General features: G+C 58.3%; 16 protein-coding genes and 1 riboswitch. Of the genes, 8 read left to right on the top strand and 8 right to left on the bottom strand.

The features are described 5' to 3' along the window. The first annotated feature begins 7 nt into the window (after positions 1-7). Complete coding sequence (locus tag QD409_RS08700) at positions 8-1,012, top strand: ABC transporter ATP-binding protein (RefSeq protein WP_430762451.1); 1,005 nt, start codon at positions 8-10, stop codon at positions 1,010-1,012. 70 nt (positions 1,013-1,082) lie between these two features. Here the strand turns inward: QD409_RS08700 and QD409_RS08695 are convergent, their stop codons facing one another. Beyond that, the gene (locus tag QD409_RS08695) at positions 1,083-1,694 is read right to left on the bottom strand and encodes a TetR/AcrR family transcriptional regulator (protein WP_430762450.1); all 612 of its coding nucleotides are present in this window, start codon (positions 1,692-1,694) and stop codon (positions 1,083-1,085) included. 121 nt (positions 1,695-1,815) lie between these two features. Here QD409_RS08695 and QD409_RS08690 point away from each other — a divergent pair, with 121 nt between their 5' ends. Next, positions 1,816-2,241, top strand: a complete 426-nt coding sequence (locus QD409_RS08690; RefSeq protein WP_430762449.1) for a tautomerase family protein — start codon at positions 1,816-1,818, stop codon at positions 2,239-2,241. A 96-nt stretch (positions 2,242-2,337) separates the two neighbouring features. After that, a complete protein-coding gene (locus QD409_RS08685; RefSeq protein WP_430762448.1) occupies positions 2,338-2,733 on the top strand; it encodes a VOC family protein in 396 nt (131 codons plus the stop codon). A gap of 162 nt (positions 2,734-2,895) precedes the next feature. On the opposite strand, the gene QD409_RS08680 is transcribed toward QD409_RS08685, so the two are convergent. The 7 genes from QD409_RS08680 to QD409_RS08650 all read right to left on the bottom strand — a co-directional run bounded on the left by QD409_RS08680 (position 2,896) and on the right by QD409_RS08650 (position 9,107). Then, a complete protein-coding gene (locus QD409_RS08680) occupies positions 2,896-3,246 on the bottom strand; it encodes a VOC family protein (RefSeq protein ID WP_430762447.1) in 351 nt (116 codons plus the stop codon). A gap of 58 nt (positions 3,247-3,304) precedes the next feature. Continuing rightward, positions 3,305-3,781 carry a 6,7-dimethyl-8-ribityllumazine synthase gene (locus QD409_RS08675; RefSeq protein WP_430762446.1) on the bottom strand — a complete coding sequence of 159 codons (477 nt, stop codon included), beginning with the start codon at positions 3,779-3,781 and terminating at the stop codon, positions 3,305-3,307. Positions 3,782-3,870: 89 nt separating this feature from the next. Beyond that, positions 3,871-4,016: riboswitch (FMN riboswitch) on the bottom strand. A gap of 105 nt (positions 4,017-4,121) precedes the next feature. Beyond that, complete coding sequence (locus QD409_RS08670) at positions 4,122-5,183, bottom strand: ABC transporter ATP-binding protein (RefSeq protein ID WP_430762445.1); 1,062 nt, start codon at positions 5,181-5,183, stop codon at positions 4,122-4,124. Positions 5,184-5,194: 11 nt separating this feature from the next. Further along, positions 5,195-5,983 carry an ABC transporter permease gene (locus tag QD409_RS08665; RefSeq protein ID WP_430762444.1) on the bottom strand — a complete coding sequence of 263 codons (789 nt, stop codon included), beginning with the start codon at positions 5,981-5,983 and terminating at the stop codon, positions 5,195-5,197. Continuing rightward, positions 5,980-6,870, bottom strand: coding sequence for an ABC transporter permease (locus tag QD409_RS08660; protein ID WP_092850884.1), 891 nt, complete (start codon positions 6,868-6,870; stop codon positions 5,980-5,982). Before QD409_RS08660 ends, QD409_RS08665 begins: the two co-directional genes overlap by 4 nt. Before the next feature lie 72 nt (positions 6,871-6,942). Next, the gene (locus tag QD409_RS08655; protein ID WP_430762443.1) at positions 6,943-8,046 is read right to left on the bottom strand and encodes an ABC transporter substrate-binding protein; all 1,104 of its coding nucleotides are present in this window, start codon (positions 8,044-8,046) and stop codon (positions 6,943-6,945) included. 188 nt (positions 8,047-8,234) lie between these two features. Next, positions 8,235-9,107: a MurR/RpiR family transcriptional regulator gene (locus tag QD409_RS08650; RefSeq protein WP_430762442.1), complete on the bottom strand. Its 873-nt coding sequence runs from the start codon at positions 9,105-9,107 to the stop codon at positions 8,235-8,237. A 180-nt stretch (positions 9,108-9,287) separates the two neighbouring features. Here QD409_RS08650 and QD409_RS08645 point away from each other — a divergent pair, with 180 nt between their 5' ends. The 5 genes from QD409_RS08645 to QD409_RS08625 all read left to right on the top strand — a co-directional run bounded on the left by QD409_RS08645 (position 9,288) and on the right by QD409_RS08625 (position 15,937). Further along, a complete protein-coding gene (locus tag QD409_RS08645; RefSeq protein ID WP_430762441.1) occupies positions 9,288-10,055 on the top strand; it encodes an N-formylglutamate amidohydrolase in 768 nt (255 codons plus the stop codon). Positions 10,056-10,182: 127 nt separating this feature from the next. Next, positions 10,183-11,754: an amino acid permease gene (locus QD409_RS08640; RefSeq protein ID WP_430762440.1), complete on the top strand. Its 1,572-nt coding sequence runs from the start codon at positions 10,183-10,185 to the stop codon at positions 11,752-11,754. Positions 11,755-11,880: 126 nt separating this feature from the next. Next, positions 11,881-13,251, top strand: a complete 1,371-nt coding sequence (locus QD409_RS08635; RefSeq protein ID WP_430762439.1) for a glutamine synthetase family protein — start codon at positions 11,881-11,883, stop codon at positions 13,249-13,251. A gap of 155 nt (positions 13,252-13,406) precedes the next feature. Continuing rightward, positions 13,407-14,792 carry an aldehyde dehydrogenase family protein gene (locus QD409_RS08630; RefSeq protein WP_430762438.1) on the top strand — a complete coding sequence of 462 codons (1,386 nt, stop codon included), beginning with the start codon at positions 13,407-13,409 and terminating at the stop codon, positions 14,790-14,792. Then, a complete protein-coding gene (locus QD409_RS08625; protein WP_430762437.1) occupies positions 14,789-15,937 on the top strand; it encodes an iron-containing alcohol dehydrogenase in 1,149 nt (382 codons plus the stop codon). Before QD409_RS08630 ends, QD409_RS08625 begins: the two co-directional genes overlap by 4 nt. Positions 15,938-16,036: the final 99 nt, after the last annotated feature.

Here is a 16,036-nt window from a genome sequence, read left to right as displayed (position 1 = left end):
AAAGTCTGTGGGATCGCTTCAACTGAAATCCATCCGCAAGGCCTACGGTATCCATGATGTGCTGAAGGGCATCGACCTCGAAGTGAAGGACGGTGAGTTCGTCATCTTCGTCGGTCCTTCCGGCTGCGGCAAGTCGACCCTTCTGCGCAGCATTGCCGGCCTCGAAGACGTGACTTCGGGCGCCGTGCTGATTAATGGGCAGGATGTCACCGTGACGCCGCCGGCAAAGCGGGGCATCTCGATGGTCTTCCAGTCCTATGCGCTCTACCCGCATCTGACGGTGAAGGACAATATGGGGCTTGGTCTCAAGCAGGCCGGCACCCCGAAGGCCGAGATCGACAGCCGTGTCGATAAGGCTTCCGGCATGCTGTCGCTTGCCCCTTATCTGGCCCGCCGACCGGCCGAGCTTTCCGGCGGTCAGCGCCAGCGTGTCGCCATCGGCCGCGCTATCGTGCGCGAACCGGAACTTTTCCTTTTCGACGAGCCGCTGTCGAACCTCGATGCGGCCCTGCGCGTACAGACACGCCTCGAAATCGCCCGCCTGCATCGCAGCCTCAAGGCAACTATGATCTATGTTACCCACGATCAGGTTGAGGCGATGACGCTTGCCGACAAGATCGTGGTGCTCAATGCCGGCGCGATCGAGCAGATCGGTTCGCCGATGGAACTCTACAATCGCCCGGCCAATATCTTCGTTGCCGGCTTCATCGGCTCGCCGCAGATGAATTTCATTCCGGCCGAGCGGCTGGGCGAAAGCGGCGCCAAGACTGTCGGCATCCGCCCCGAGCATATTACGCTGTCGCCCGATCGGGGCTCTTGGGCAGCCAAGGTCATTCACGTCGAGCATCTCGGCGCCGACACGATCATCTATCTCGAATCCGAGACCACCGGCCTCCTGACCGTGCGTCTATTCGGCGAGCACAAATACGAGCCGGACCAGATCGTTTACGCGACGCCGGACAGGAGCCATATGCATCGCTTCGATGCGAATGACCAAGTGATCCGGGCGTAAATTGGCCTAGCCGAGGTGAAGCGGGAAGCTTTGCCTCGGTCAATTCTTGCTGAAAGATCCCGACAATTGATCACTCGTCTTGCGGACTAGCGAGATTGCCCGTTACCAGCGCGGCCCGTTCTATGACCTCGGCAATATGGCTGGAAAGAGCGGGATCGGAGACCGCGCGCGCAAGGGTCACGCCGCCGCTGAGCGTGGCGAGGAGAATGATTGCGCGATCCTCCGCCGTTGTCTCGTTTGCGTCTGCTTTCTTGTCCTCCGGCAGGCCGGCCGCAACATCCGCTATGAGTTTCTTCAATACCGCCGTATAGGCATCGCGCGTTTCCTCGTCGGCGCGCATAACATCGGGGGAAAGGCTCGGCAGCGTGCAGCTGTCGCCGAGATCGCAAGTCCGCTTGTAGCCGAGATAGTAGCTGGCAAAGGTTTGCAGCCAGCCTTTCGACTGGTTTTCCCTGAGTGTTAAAACGGCCTGGCGCAGTTCCTCCAAACCCTCCACGACAGCCGTGCGGAATGCTTCGATCTTAGACTTAAAGTGTCCGTAGAAAGCGCCGTTGGTAACCCCGGCTGCTTTCGTCAGGGCATCGATGCCCGCACCGCCGTAACCTTCCTTTCGAAATACCTGCCCGGCAGCCGCGATGACCCGCGTCCGGGTCTCTTGCTTATGTTCGGCGCTATACCGCATTGCGGTCTCCATTAAGAGTGATCTCTCTTTATTGCTTGCATAGAGAGTGATCGATGTGTATCGTTAAAGAGTGATCGGTATATATCAATTACCGGCACAGGTCCAACAAGGAGATGTTCCAATGCCCATTACGCTCACCGTATCCGAAGGACTGCTTTCGTCTCAAGCACAGGCGCAGGCTTTTGCCGGCTTGACCGATGCTGTCCTCGATGTTGCCGGCTTGACTGGAAATACTTTCATGACAGCCAATGTCATTGGCACGATTAATGTGCTTCCTGCCAACCATGTGCTGGCCGCAGGAAAACCCGTTGCCGCGGCCTTCGTCGAACTCAAGCTGCCCGAGATCGCACTTGCGACGACTGAGGCCAAGCGCGCATTCATCGAAAAGGCGACCGAGGTCGTTGAGCGGGCAGCCGAAGGGCGCATCAAACGCGAGCACATCTGGTCGAACATCGTCTATGCGCCGGAGGGAGCCTGGGGCATTGCAGGCCAGAGTTACAGCAATGCAGATCTGGTTGAAGCCATTCAGAACGCTGCAGCATCCTAAGCAAAGGCTTATCACCGCTGAGGCAGCGGAGTTAACATCAATGCCGGACTGGCGCGCTTAAGCCGCTATCGTCCAACAGCAAGAGGGAGGCAGGACGTGCAACTCGCCAATTATCTGTTTTTCACAACGCATTGTGAGAACGCGCTTGCCTTCTATACCGCCTGCGGACTCGGCCGGATCACGCTGTTGGTTCGGCACGGTGCCAATGGAATGACGCTTGCTGACGAGTCTATGCGGGGCAGGGTGATGCATGCGCGTTTCGAGGGGCCAGGCGTGTTATTCTTCGCATCCGACAATCATGACGCTGAGCCGATGCGCGGATCCGCGCACATCCTGGTCATGGACGACCGCGCCAGCACCGACAGGATTTTTGCCCTATTGGCTAAGGGCGCAACGGTGACGACGCCGCTCGCCGTACAGCCATGGGGCAGCTACTACGGCAAGCTGACGGATCGGTATGGCGTGCAATGGATGATTGACTGCGCGCAATAGGAACCTCGCTTATTGCGAGGCCGAAAGTTGATCTCAAATAATCCGGTTGCCCGGACGAATTCATGGCGCACCACCTTCAATGATGATCTGCGATAGTTGGGTTGAGGGGAGCTCTGCATCGTTTTGCAACGGGACTGCGCCGCGTGCTCCGCTCGCTCTGTTTTAGCGATGGGACAGAATGTTGACGACCTTGCCGAAAGGGTCGCGAAGGTAGAAACGGCGAACGCCCCAAGGCTCGTCGGTGAGGTCATACAATACGCCGAAACCCATGGATGTGGCGCGCCGATAGAGCGTGTCGACATCATCCACCTCGATCGAAAGATCGGGAACGATGGTTCCCGAACCGCCTTCGCTGGCGACGCTGATCTGGGGCACCGTTGCCGCTTCTGAGGCGAAGGTGAGGATCCAGCCATGGTCCATGACAAGGTCGAGCCCGAGCAGGTCGTGATAAAATAGTTGGGCCGCAGCAGGATCGGCGGCGGTAAGGTTTGGGATTATGCGTAAGACGGTCACTGACGTTTCTCCCCTGTGAAATGGAGGCGGGCTTCCGCCGCGCCTCCACCATGCTGGCTCAGACCGTAACGGATGGCAGCAGCTTTGCGCGTTCTGCGAGAATATGTCGGCAGGCGCTCGCCGCTTCGCGGCCCTTGATGATGAAATGTTCCTTGAAGAACTGGATATGAGCCTCCGACTCCTGGAAGTGATGTGGGGTGAGGACTGCTGAAAGGATCGGAACACCGGTGTCGAGCTGAACGCGCATCATTGCGTCGAGGACGGTATTGGCAACGAACTCATGGCGGTAGATGCCACCGTCGACAACAAAAGCGGTGGCGACGATCGCCGAATAGCGGCCGTTGCGAGCAAGCGTCTGCGCATGCAACGGGATTTCAAGTGCACCTGGCACGTCGAAGATATCGATCGGCGATGCGTCTTCCGCCGTCTGCCACTCGGCAACGAATGAATCGACGCAACGGTCGACGACATCGGCGTGCCAGCGGGCCCGAATAAGCGCAATGCGGCTCGGCTGGGTAGAGATAGAAATAGTCATGAATTTTGCCTTTCAAGGGTTGTGTCAAGTATCCCTTGGGCGAACACGCAGCATTGCAGCGCCCCTCGGCGCCGAGGAGGTGCGACCCTGCTTGCTCTCTTCCATCCGGACTATACCGTCGGCTCCGGCCTCTCACCGGATCTGCTGACCCTTTCGGAGAACCGAAAGGCGCTCGCGGGCTCGGGGAAATCCCCATACCGCCGGTGGGGAATTTCACCCCGCCCTGAGAACGCGTAAACTATAAATGCATTTCCGCAGGGAAATCAAAGAAAAACGCCAGGCTTTTGGCCCGGCGTTTGCGATTATTTTTCCAAAACATTCCTCTTGTGTGAGGATGTTCTCAATCCTGAATGACCAGGAGATCGGACGAGGCGAACCGCAGGGTCACCCTTTCTCCGACGCTCGGGGGCATCATGCCTGGGCTGTTGAACATATCGAAGGAAATCGTGTTTCCGGCGACGTTCATGCGCGTGCGGATGACCGACCCTAGGAAGTGCGCAGAGGAAACCTCGCCAGTCAGTGCCGTATCGCCCTTGGCTGATTCGGCCAGCGAGCCTGCCTCCGGACGCAGGGCGAGCGACACGGTATCGCCCGGCTTGTAGGTCGTGACCGACTGCTTCAAGGTCACGCCCTGATCGCCGATCATGATGCGGTTGCTGTTGGGATCGACGACTTTGCCTTCGATCAGGTTCAGTGTGCCAACGAAGGAAGCTACGAAGCGGGTCGCTGGGGTATTGTAGATTTCAAAAGGCGTACCGATCTGGTCTGCGCGGCCGGCGTTCATGACGACGATGCGGTCGGAGATCGACAGTGCCTCTTCCTGATCGTGCGTGACGAAGACCGTGGTGATGCCGAGCTGCTGCTGGATCGCACGGATTTCCTCGCGGAGCGAGATGCGGATCTTGGCATCCAGCGCCGAGAGTGGTTCATCGAGCAGGAGAACCTGAGGCTTGACCGCGATGGCGCGCGCAAGTGCCACGCGCTGCTGCTGGCCGCCTGACATCTGGTAGGGATAGCGACCGGCGAGGTGATCGAGCTTGATGAGGCGCAGCATCTCGTTGACGCGCTTGTCGATATCAGGCTTCGACATGCCAGCGACCTTGAGGCCGAAAGCGACGTTGTCGTGCACCGTCATATTGGGAAACAGCGCGTAAGCCTGAAACACCATGCCGATGTTGCGCTGATTCGGCTTCAGCGGCCGCTGATCCTTGCCGTTGATCATCAACGTGCCTGCCGTCGGCATTTCGAAGCCGGCGATCATGCGCAGCACGGTCGTCTTGCCGCAACCCGACGGTCCGAGGAAGGAGACGAATTCGCCCTTCTCGATTTGCATATTGAAATCGTGAACGACCTGAACTTCGCCGAATGATTTCTTGATGTGGGTGAGTTCGAGAAAAGCCATGGTGAGAAGCCTTACGCCTTAATCGGAGCGGATTTTGAGAAACGGGAAACGAGCTGCAATAGGCCCATGCTGAGCCAGGTAACGGCAAGTGCGATGATTGCCAGGGCGGACGGCTCGTAGGCTCTGTTGGCGCCCATGAGCTGCATATAGGGCCCGAATGCCGGACGGTTGAGCAGCGACGCCATGGTGAATTCACCCATGACGATCGCGAGTGTGATGAACGCTCCGGAAAGCACACCGCTCATGACATTTGGAAAGATGCATTTGAACATGATGGTTGTCCATTTTGCACCAAGGCTCTCGGCCGCTTCCGTCAGCGTGCCGACATCAATGGTGCGCATCGCCGTATCCACCGAACGATACATATAGGGCAGGGATAATACAATGTAGGAACAGACAAGCAGAATGTTCGTCGTCGAATTATAGCCCGTCAGCGGCAGGATCGACGAAGAATTATAGAGGCGTAGATAGCCGAAGACGATGACGATGGCGGGAATGACCAGCGGCATCAGCGTGATGAATTCGACGAAGGGGCGCATCTGTGGCAGCCGCAGCCGCACCCAATAGGCGGTCGGTACGACGAGCAGCATGCCGAAGATGATAGTCAGAAGCGCCATCAACATCGAAAAGCCGAAGGCCGTGATAAAGCCGAAGTCCGAAAACACCGAAGCATACGCATCGAAGCTATAGGCGTTGCGCCGCATGCGCAGCGAGAATTCCAGCGTGCCGATGAGCGGAACCAGAAAGTAGATGAGGCCGATGGCAACGGCGATCCAAGCGAAGAGTTTTTGCAGCTTCATTTCTGCCACCGTTCAGCGCGCATGCGCATCAAGATATAGACGACGTTCGAGATACCGGTGATGACGATCATGCCGAGTGCCAGGGCATAGCCGAGATTGGCATTGTGCAGCACGTCGCCGCGGATTTGCGCATAGAGCACGATCGGAACGATATTTAGCGAGCTGCCGGTGAGCGCAATTGCCGTCGCGATCGCGCCGAACGAATTGGCAAATAGCAGCAGCGTCGTGCCAAGCAGGCTGGGCCAGAGGATCGGCAGGGCGACCATCAACCAATATTGCGTGTTGGTTGCGCCGAGAATGGAGGCGGCTTCGCGCCATTCCTTCTTCATGCCATCGAGCGCCGGTGTGATGATCAGCACCATCAACGGGATCTGGAAGTACATGTAGGTGATGGTAAGGCCGAAGAAGCTGAGGAGATTGAAGCCCGTCGAGTAAAGATTGAAGCCGAAATGGGCGAGCAATATGGTGACGAGACCCTGGCGGCCCAGCGTGGCGATGAACGAAAAGGCCAGCGGCACGCCGGCGAAATTGGATGCGACGCCCGAGAAGGTTAGGAAGGCATGGCGGACCCAGGAAGGGAGGCCGCCAAGCACCAGCGCCCAGGCGAGATAAAAGCCGATGATCGCACCGCCGAGCGCCGAAGCGACCGAGATTTTGATACTGATCAAATAGGCGCTCATGATCGTCGGCGTGAACAGGTCGGCGATGTTCTTGAGGGTAAAGCTTCCGTCCGGCGTCAAAAAGGCGCCGGCGACCAGATAGACCGTTGGGAAAATTAGAAACAGCAGCGCGAAGATCAGGAAGGGCGCAATACCCAACCAGTCGACGACCACGCGCTTGTTGATCATCGGAGTGGAACTGACCGTTGATGTTGTGACGATGCTCATGACTGGTCCAATCCGCGGCGTCGAAAAAATGGAAAACCTCCCCGCCGAAACGGGGAGGTCTGCTAAGTCGGATTACTGTACGTTCGAACCGACGACGGAATCCCACTTGGTGGTGATGGCGGTCTTGCCAGCAGCCTGCTCTTCGAGCGTCGGGAAGACAGCCTTTTCATAGGCAGCAGCCGGCGGCAGCTTGTCGAGAAGCTCTTGCGGAACCTTCTTGTTCTTTGCCAGGTCGTTGAAGCGGATGGGGTGGCAATAGCCCTTCAGCCAGCCGATCTGACCTTCGTCGGAATAGAGGAACTCCATCCAGAGCTTGGCAGCGTTCGGATGCGGAGCGAAGGCCGAGATCGCCTGAACATATACGCCGGCGATAACGCCCGAAGCCGGAACGGTGACGTCAACCGGCGGGTTGCCCTTCAGGCTGTCGCGCCAGGAAAGACCGTTGTAGTCCCAAGCGATGACGATCGGGGTTGCGCCCTGAGCGAGCGAAGCAGACTTGCCGATGACCGGAACGAAGTTGCCGGCCTTGTTCAGCTTTGCAAAGTAATCGAGACCAGCAGCGCCTGCTTTGGTGGCATCCTTTTCGCCGGCAGCGAGGCCAGCGGCGTAAACGGCCTGAACAGCCTGGTTGGAAGTACGCGGATCGCCAGCGAGCGAAACGGTGTTTGCGTATTCCGACTTCTGCAGGTCAGCCCAGTCCTTCGGCGGGTTCTTCACGACATCCTTGTTCACGACGAAGGAGAGAACGCCGTAATAGTCGCCGTACCAGTAGCCTTCGGCATCCTTGGCGCTGTCCGGAATGGAAGCCCAGGTGGAGACCTTGTAAGGCTGCAGCAGGCCTTCCTTCTTGGCGGTCGGGCCGAAGGAGAGACCGACGTCGATGACATCAGGAGCCTGCGGGCCGGTGTTGCCCTTGTTGGCGCGGATTGCTTCGACTTCATCGCCCGAACCGGCATCCGGGTTCAGTTCGTTGACGTCGATACCGTACTTGGCCTTGAACGCAGCGATCAGGTCGCCATAACCGCACCAGTTGTGGGGCAGGGCGATCGTGGTCAGCGTGCCTTCCTTCTTCGCCGCAGCGATGAGATCGGCGCTCGGCTCTGCGGCAGCGATGGCGGACGAAGCGACGAGCATCGCGGTGGAGATAGTCAGAAGACGGTGAAGTTTCGAGATCACTGCATTTCCTCCTTTTGGGTTTTCAGTGCCTTGCGTTGCTGTTAATGACATTAGATGAAGGTTGTGTGACGGCTTCAAAGCGCTTCGTTTCCGGTAAACGCGGTTGATTTCGCTTCTAATCGTCAAGTGTGACAGCTGCTGCATTTCACACCGCTCCATCTCATGTAATTTTGTCGTTTTGCTTCCCTCTAGCTGAGTTTGCGAAACAATTTCGTTTGTTCGAAAAGACCTTCGAGCGTTTTCATGCGTTCGCTTGTCTCGTCCCAGGTCAAGCTTTGCACGGCTTCGATCAAGGCCTCGACGATGAAAAGTGTGACAACCGACGAATCCCAGGCTGATGGCGCCTCGATTTGCACGCGGAAGATGTGCTTGGCGTGCTTGGCGGCCGGTGTTGCCCATTGATCGGTAAAGACGATGATCTCGGCGCCGCGCCGACGGGCGGCGGCAGCCAGATTGACCATTTCCTGCTCGTAGCGGCGGATGTCGAAGATCACGAGCAGATCGCCCGGGTTCATATTCAGCACATATTGCGGCCAAGTGCTGGAATTGGAGGAGAGCAGCGTGGTGTTGGGGCGGATCACCTGCATATGGGTGAAGAAATACTCGGCAAGTGCGCCCGTGATGCGGCCGCCGACGAAATAGAGGCCACGTTTACGCTCGGACAGCAAGGCCGCTACGCTATCGAATGCCGCGGCATCGATATCAGCGAGCGTCTGGCGCAAATTGCTCATGATCGCATCTGCGAAGCGATTGAGAATATGCGTGCCGGGCGCATTCGATGCCCAGCGATCATGTTTTGTCAGCGGGTTGGAGATGGTCGCCTCGACCTCCTGATGGAGGTGAGACTGGAAGTCGGCATAGCCCTTATAGCCGAGCTTTTGCACCATGCGGGCGACGGTCGGCGTTGAAACACGCGCATTCTCTGCGACTGTCGTAATACTGCCCAGCCCCGAAACGGGGTAGTTGTCGAGCAGGCTCTTAGCCAGCTGCTTTTCGGCGCGCGTCAGCGTGTCGAAGCGGGCATTGATCACGTCAGAAACTGTCTTTGACGCATTGCGCAATCGATTTTTGCTCCCCGGGTCGGTCTTATGCCGATCTCCTGCAACGATATAACAACGCTGTCACATTTCGAGTCAATGTCACAAATGAAGAAATATTTTCAGTTTCCGGTTGACAGCGGCCAAAAGCTGAAGAATTCTTTTCTTATAAAGATTTTATTAATCGGCAATGGGGCGCCCCGGATGCTTGCACAGCAAGGCATTTTGACGAAGGCGGACGGCGATTGCGTCGCGGTCGAAAGGCCGGACGGAAGCAGCGCGGTTTTCATCATCTGCGAACACGCATCTCGTGCTTTGCCCGAGCGGTTTGGCGATCTAGGCCTTTCCGCCGAAGCTCTTTCCAGCCATATCGCCTGGGATCCGGGTGCACTTGCGGTTGCAAGCAAGATTTCGGCGGCCCTGGACGCGACTTTGATCTCTCAGCGTTTCTCCCGTCTGATTTATGACTGCAACCGGCCACCGGAAAGTGCCGGTGCGATGCCGGAAACCAGCGAGATTTATACGATCCCGGGCAATCAGCGACTGGACGAGGCGGATCGGCGGGCACGCACCGAAGGTCTCTATATACCCTTTCATGACCGCATCCGGACTCTGCTGAAAGAGAGAGGGGCTCGCGGACAAAGAACCGTGATCGTGACGATGCACAGCTTCACGCCGATCTATAACGGCAAGCCGCGGGCGGTGGAGCTCGGCATTCTGCATGACGAGGACCATTGGCTGGCCGATCGCATGCTGGATGCGGCGGCGCAGGCACCACTCTATCAAACCGAACGCAACCGGCCTTACGGTCCGGAAGATGGCGTCACCCATACGCTGAAGCTGCATGGGATCGCCAATGGTCTGCACAACGTAATGATCGAGATCCGCAACGATCTCATTGGAGATGACGTTAGCCAAGGGGTCATGGCTGACTATCTGACAGGGCTCCTCCAGAACAGTCTGGAAGCCTGAGTATAAGAAGAAAAAGACCCCGGGGAGCAGTTCAACTGCGATCGAGCCGCACGGCAAAAAGCCGGCGGCTCATGTGACACATGGTTCTCCGCAATCCCGCGGACGACCGGGCTTAAGGGGGAATGACATGTCTGATTACACAGAGTTAGACAAAAAGCAGGATGTTCATATCCTGCACTCCATGGGCTATGCTCAGGAGCTGGAACGGCGCATGAGTTCATTCTCGAATTTCGCCATTTCCTTCTCCATCATCTGCATTCTATCTGGCGGTATCAACTCGCTCGCACAGGCAACATCGGGTGCCGGCGGTGCCGCAATCGGCATCGGTTGGCCGATCGGCTGCGTGATTTCGGGTGTTTTCGCGCTCTCGATGGCACAGATTTCTTCGGCCTATCCAACGGCCGGCGGCCTTTATCACTGGGGCTCGATCCTGGGCAACCGGTTCACCGGCTGGCTGACGGCCTGGCTCAATCTTCTCGGCCTGATCACCGTGCTTGGCGCAATCAATGTCGGGACTTGGGGCTTCTTCAGCGGCTCCATCGCCACCTGGTTCGGCATTGCCGTTGATACCAATACCTCGGCCGGTTTTGCGAACCAGATCATTTTCGTTGCCATCATCACCGGCCTGCAGGCGTTGATCAATCATTTCGGCATCAAGCTTACGGCAAAGCTGACCGATATGTCCGGCTACCTGATCTTTGCTGCCGCGATCGCGTTGACCGTCGTCTGCCTGATCGGGGTGAAGAGCTGGGACATCAGCCGCATCTGGACCTTCACCAACTACTCAGGCACGCCGGAGGGTGATGCATCGGTTTGGCCGAAGATGGACAATATCTGGTACGTCTTTGCTCTCGGTTTGCTGCTGCCGATCTACACGATCACGGGATATGACGCTTCGGCGCATACGTCCGAAGAGACCGTCAAGGCATCCAGCTCGGTGCCGCGCGGCATGGTCTCCTCGGTCTGGTGGTCGTCATTGTTCGGCTACATCATGCTGCTGGCCTTCCTGCTGGCCATCCCGGACATGAATGAAGCATCGAAACAGGGCTGGAACGTCTTCTTCTGGACGATCAACAGCATCACCACCCCTGTCGTCGCCAATATCCTCTATGTTGCGATCTTCATCTCGCAGCTGCTGTGCGGCCTTGCGACCGTCACATCCGCATCGCGCATGATCTATGCTTTCTCGCGTGACGGTGGCCTGCCGTTCTCGAAGTCGCTCGCCAGCGTCAGCCCCAAGTTCCGCACACCTTCCGTCGCCATCTGGACGGGCGCGGTTCTTGCCGTCCTGTTCGTCTGGGGCGCCTCGCTCGTCCCGGTCGCCGGCTCTTCGGCCTATACCATCGTCGTGTCGTGCACCGTCATCTTCCTGTTCCTCTCGTTCACTGTGCCGATCGTCCTCGGCATCAAGGCGATCGGAACTGCGAAATGGCCGAAAATGGGGCCGTGGAACATGGGTATCGGTACCTATAAGCTGGTCTCGGTTCTGGTGGTCATTGCTATGGCGATCATCTTCATCATCGGCGTGCAGCCGCCGAACGAATGGGCTCTCTACATCACCATCGGCTTCCTGGTCCTGACCGCGGTCGTTTGGTTTGCCTTCGAACAGCGGCGCTTCCAGGGACCGCCGATTGGCGACGTCATCGCCAAGCGTCAGGCCGATATCGCCGCCGCCGAACGGGCCGTTGGCGAAGTATAATCCTCGTTCGTCTTCAATCCGGCGGGGGCCGTCGCTGCGGCCCCTCCTACTCGATGCACGGCTTTGGGTTATACGTCCCATTAAGCTGTCAGCCGATCACTCTTCTATCTTTCAGGCGGATTAATCATGAGCACTAGCTATACGTTCGATGACCTCAGAAAGGATGTGGCCGAAGGGCGCATCGACACGGTTCTGGCATGCCAGGTGGACATGCAGGGACGCCTGATGGGCAAACGTTTCCAGGCGGAATTCTTCGTCGAGAGCGCTTGGAAGGAAACGCATAGCTGCAACTATCTGCAGGCGACCGACATCGAGATGGAAACCGTCTCCGGCTACAAGTCCACGAGCTGGGAGAAGGGCTATGGCGACTATACCATGAAGCCCGATCTGGCCACGCTGCGCCGCATTCCCTGGCTCGAAGGCACGGCGCTGGTTCTCTGCGACGTGCTCGACCATCATACGCATGAGGAAGTGGCGCATTCGCCGCGTGCCATCCTCAAGAAGCAAGTCAAGCGCCTCGAGGCGATGGGCATGAAGGCCTACATGGCTTCGGAACTCGAATTCTTCCTGTTCGACCAGAGCTATGACAGCGCCCGCGAATCCGGCTATCGCAACCTCAATCTCGTCAGCGGCTACAATGAGGATTACCATATCTTCCAGACCACCAAGGAAGAAGATGTGATGCGGGCGATCCGCAAAGGTTTGCAGGGCGCCGATATCCCGGTTGAAAACTCCAAGGGCGAGGCCTCGGCCGGCCAGGAGGAAATCAACGTCCGCTACGCCGACGCGCTGACCATGGCCGACCGCCATGCCATCATCAAGAACGGCTGCAAGGAAATTGCCTGGTCGAAGGGCAAAGCCATAACGTTCCTGGCGAAGTGGAACTATAGCGCCGCCGGCAGCTCCTCGCATATCCATCAGTCGCTCTGGAGCGCCGACGGCAAGACACCGCTGTTCTTTGACAAGGAAAAAGAGCACGGCATGACGCCGATGATGAAGCACTATGTCGCCGGCCTTCTGACGCATGCTAGCGAAATTACCTATTTCCTGGCGCCCTATATCAATTCCTACAAGCGCTTCGTTGCCGGCACCTTCGCGCCCACCAAGGCGATCTGGAGCACCGATAATCGCACGGCCGGTTATCGCCTGTGCGGTGCTGAGACCAAGAGCATTCGTATAGAATGCCGGGTTGGCGGCTCCGATCTTAATCCCTATCTCGCTTTCGCGGCCCTGATTGCTGCTGGTATCGATGGCATCGAGAACAAGCTCGAACTGGAAGCGCCCTTCGTCGGCGACGCCTATGGCGCACGTGAGGTTCGCGAAATTCCGCGCACCCTGCGCGGTGCGACCGAGGCCCTGGCCAATTCGAAAATGCTGCGCGCCGCCTTCGGCGACGATGTCATCGATCACTACACCCGCGCTGCCGAATGGGAGCAGGAGGAGTACGATCGCCGCATTACCGATTGGGAAGTGGCGCGCGGATTTGAAAGAGCGTAAGGCTTTTGCGAACTGCCTCATGCCCGATTTCATTCTATGATCGGGCAGGGGCGCAAGGATGACTTGCCTGCCTGACATTCCCCCCCTTTGAATGCGGCTGCAGGTTGTGCAACATCCGGCAATCAATGGATGATTAAGGAAACAGGAATTCGATCATGACCATGATCACATGCGTCTCTCCGGTGAACGGAGAGGTTTATGCCGAACGTTCGGCTCTGTCGCTGGATGCTGCCAAGGAAGTCGTGGCACGCGCCCGCAAGGCGCAGAAGAATTGGGCGCGTCGCCCGCTGGAAGATCGCGTCCAGCTCGTGCTGAAGGGCGTGGCCCGGCTCAATGAGATGGCCGATGTGGTCGTGCCGGAGCTCTCCTGGCAGATGGGCCGCCCCATCAAGTATGGCGGCGAATACCGCGGCTTCAACGAGCGTTCGAACTATGTCGCGTCGATCGCTGCCGATGCGCTAGCACCGATGGTGGCCGAAGAGAGCGCCAATTTTGCGCGCCGCATCGAGCGCGAGCCGCATGGCGTCGTCTTCGTCATCGCGCCCTGGAATTACCCCTATATGACGGCGATCAACACGGTCGCTCCGGCCCTGATGGCCGGCAATACGGTCATTCTCAAGCACGCAAGCCAGACGCTTCTGGTCGGTGAGCGGCTCGTTCAGGCCTTTGTCGAGGCCGGTGTTCCCGCCGACGTCTTCCAGAATGTCTTCCTCGATCATGCAACGACCTCGGCGCTGATTGCGGACGGCAGCTTCAACTTTGTCAATTTCACCGGCTCCGTCGAAGGCGGCCGGTCGATTGAGCGCGCTGCTGCTGGCACCTTCACCGGCCTCGGGCTGGAGCTCGGCGGCAAGGATCCGGGCTATGTCATGGAGGATGCCGATCTCGACGCTGCCGTCGATACGCTGATGGATGGCGCCACCTTCAATTCCGGCCAGTGCTGCTGTGGCATCGAGCGCATCTACGTGCATGAATCCCTGTACGATGCTTTTGTCGAGAAATCCGTCGCATGGGTTTCGAACTATAAGCTCGGCAATCCGCTGGATCCTGAGACGTCGCTTGGGCCGATGGCGCACAAGCGCTTTGCAAAGGTCGTGCGCGAGCAGATCGCCGATGCGGTCGCCAAGGGCGCCAAGGCGCTGGTCGATCCCAAGCTGTTTCCGGCAGATGACGGCGGCGCCTATCTCGCGCCGCAGATCCTCGTCAATGTCGATCATTCCATGGCCTTCATGCGGGAAGAGACCTTCGGACCGGCCGTTGGCATCATGAAGGTGAAGAGCGATGCAGAAGCACTGGAACTCATGAACGACAGCCCCTACGGCCTGACGGCTTCTCTCTGGACGAAGGATGTCGAGCGCGCCTCGCGCATCGGCCGCGAGATCGAAACCGGTACCGTCTTCATGAACCGCGCCGATTATCTCGATCCGGCACTTTGCTGGACCGGCGTCAAGGAAACCGGCCGCGGCGGTTCGCTGTCGATCATCGGCTTTCACAATCTGACGCGTCCGAAATCCTATCACCTGAAGAAAGTAACAGCATGAGTAACATCTCAGTCAATTGGAGCTATCCGAACGCCTTCAAGCTCGGCCGCGGTCGGATCAAGGAACTGGCGGACGCCTGCAAGAGCCTGGGTATGAAGAAGCCACTCCTGGTCACCGACCGGGGACTCGCATCCATGGCGATCACCACGACCGCGCTCGACATTTTGGAAGACGCCGGACTCGGACGCGCGATTTTCGCCGATGTTGATCCGAACCCGAATGAGAAGAACCTCGATGCCGGCGTGAAGGCATTCAAGGATGGTGGTCACGACGGCGTCGTCGCCTTCGGGGGCGGCTCCGGCCTCGATCTCGGCAAGTGCGTCGCCTTCATGGCTGGCCAGACCCGGCCGGTTTGGGATTTCGAAGATATCGGCGATTGGTGGACCCGCGCCAATCTCGAAGGGATCGCACCGATCGTCGCCGTACCGACCACGGCAGGCACTGGTTCTGAAGTCGGCCGCGCCAGCGTCATCACCAATTCCGCGACGCATGTGAAGAAGATCATCTTCCACCCGAAGTTCCTGCCGGGCGTGGTCATCGCCGATCCGGAACTGACCGTCGGCATGCCGAAAGTCATCACGGCGGGTACGGGCATGGACGCGTTTGCCCATTGCCTGGAAGCCTATTCCTCGCCGTTCTACCATCCGATGTCGGCCGGCATCGCGCTGGAAGGCATGCGTCTGGTCAAGGAATTCCTGCCGCGCGCCTACCGCGAAGGAACCGACCTCGAAGCCCGCGCCAACATGATGAGCGCCGCCGCGATGGGTGCGGTCGCCTTCCAGAAGGGCCTTGGTGCCATCCACGCGCTGTCGCACCCGATCGGCGCCGTCTACAACACGCATCACGGCATGACCAATGCTGTCGTCATGCCGGCCGTCCTGCGCTTCAACCGCAAGGCTATAGAGGAGAAGATCGCCCGCGCGGCGGCCTACCTCGGTATTTCAGGTGGTTTCGATGGCTTCTATGATTATGTGCTGCAGCTGCGTGCAGAACTCGGCGTGCCGGAAAGCCTCTCGGCCATGGGCATTGCGCCGGATCGGATCGACGAGCTTTCTGCGATGGCGATCGAGGATCCGAGTGCGGGCGGCAATCCGGTGCCGATGACGCTGGAAAACACTAAGGCTCTCTTCCGGGATTGCTTCTGAGAGGCCGCCCAACTCCTGACGCGCCGAACGGAAGTAGCAGCGCGTCAGGGACTTAAAGACAAACAAAAAAGCCGCCGGGTCGCCCGGCGGCTTTTTTGT

It is taken from the genome of Rhizobium sp. BR 315 (assembly GCF_050577975.1).
Taxonomy (GTDB): domain Bacteria; phylum Pseudomonadota; class Alphaproteobacteria; order Rhizobiales; family Rhizobiaceae; genus Rhizobium; species Rhizobium miluonense.
The sequence above is the reverse complement of the archived record's forward strand: the minus strand, read 5'-3'. Positions and strand labels throughout refer to the sequence as shown.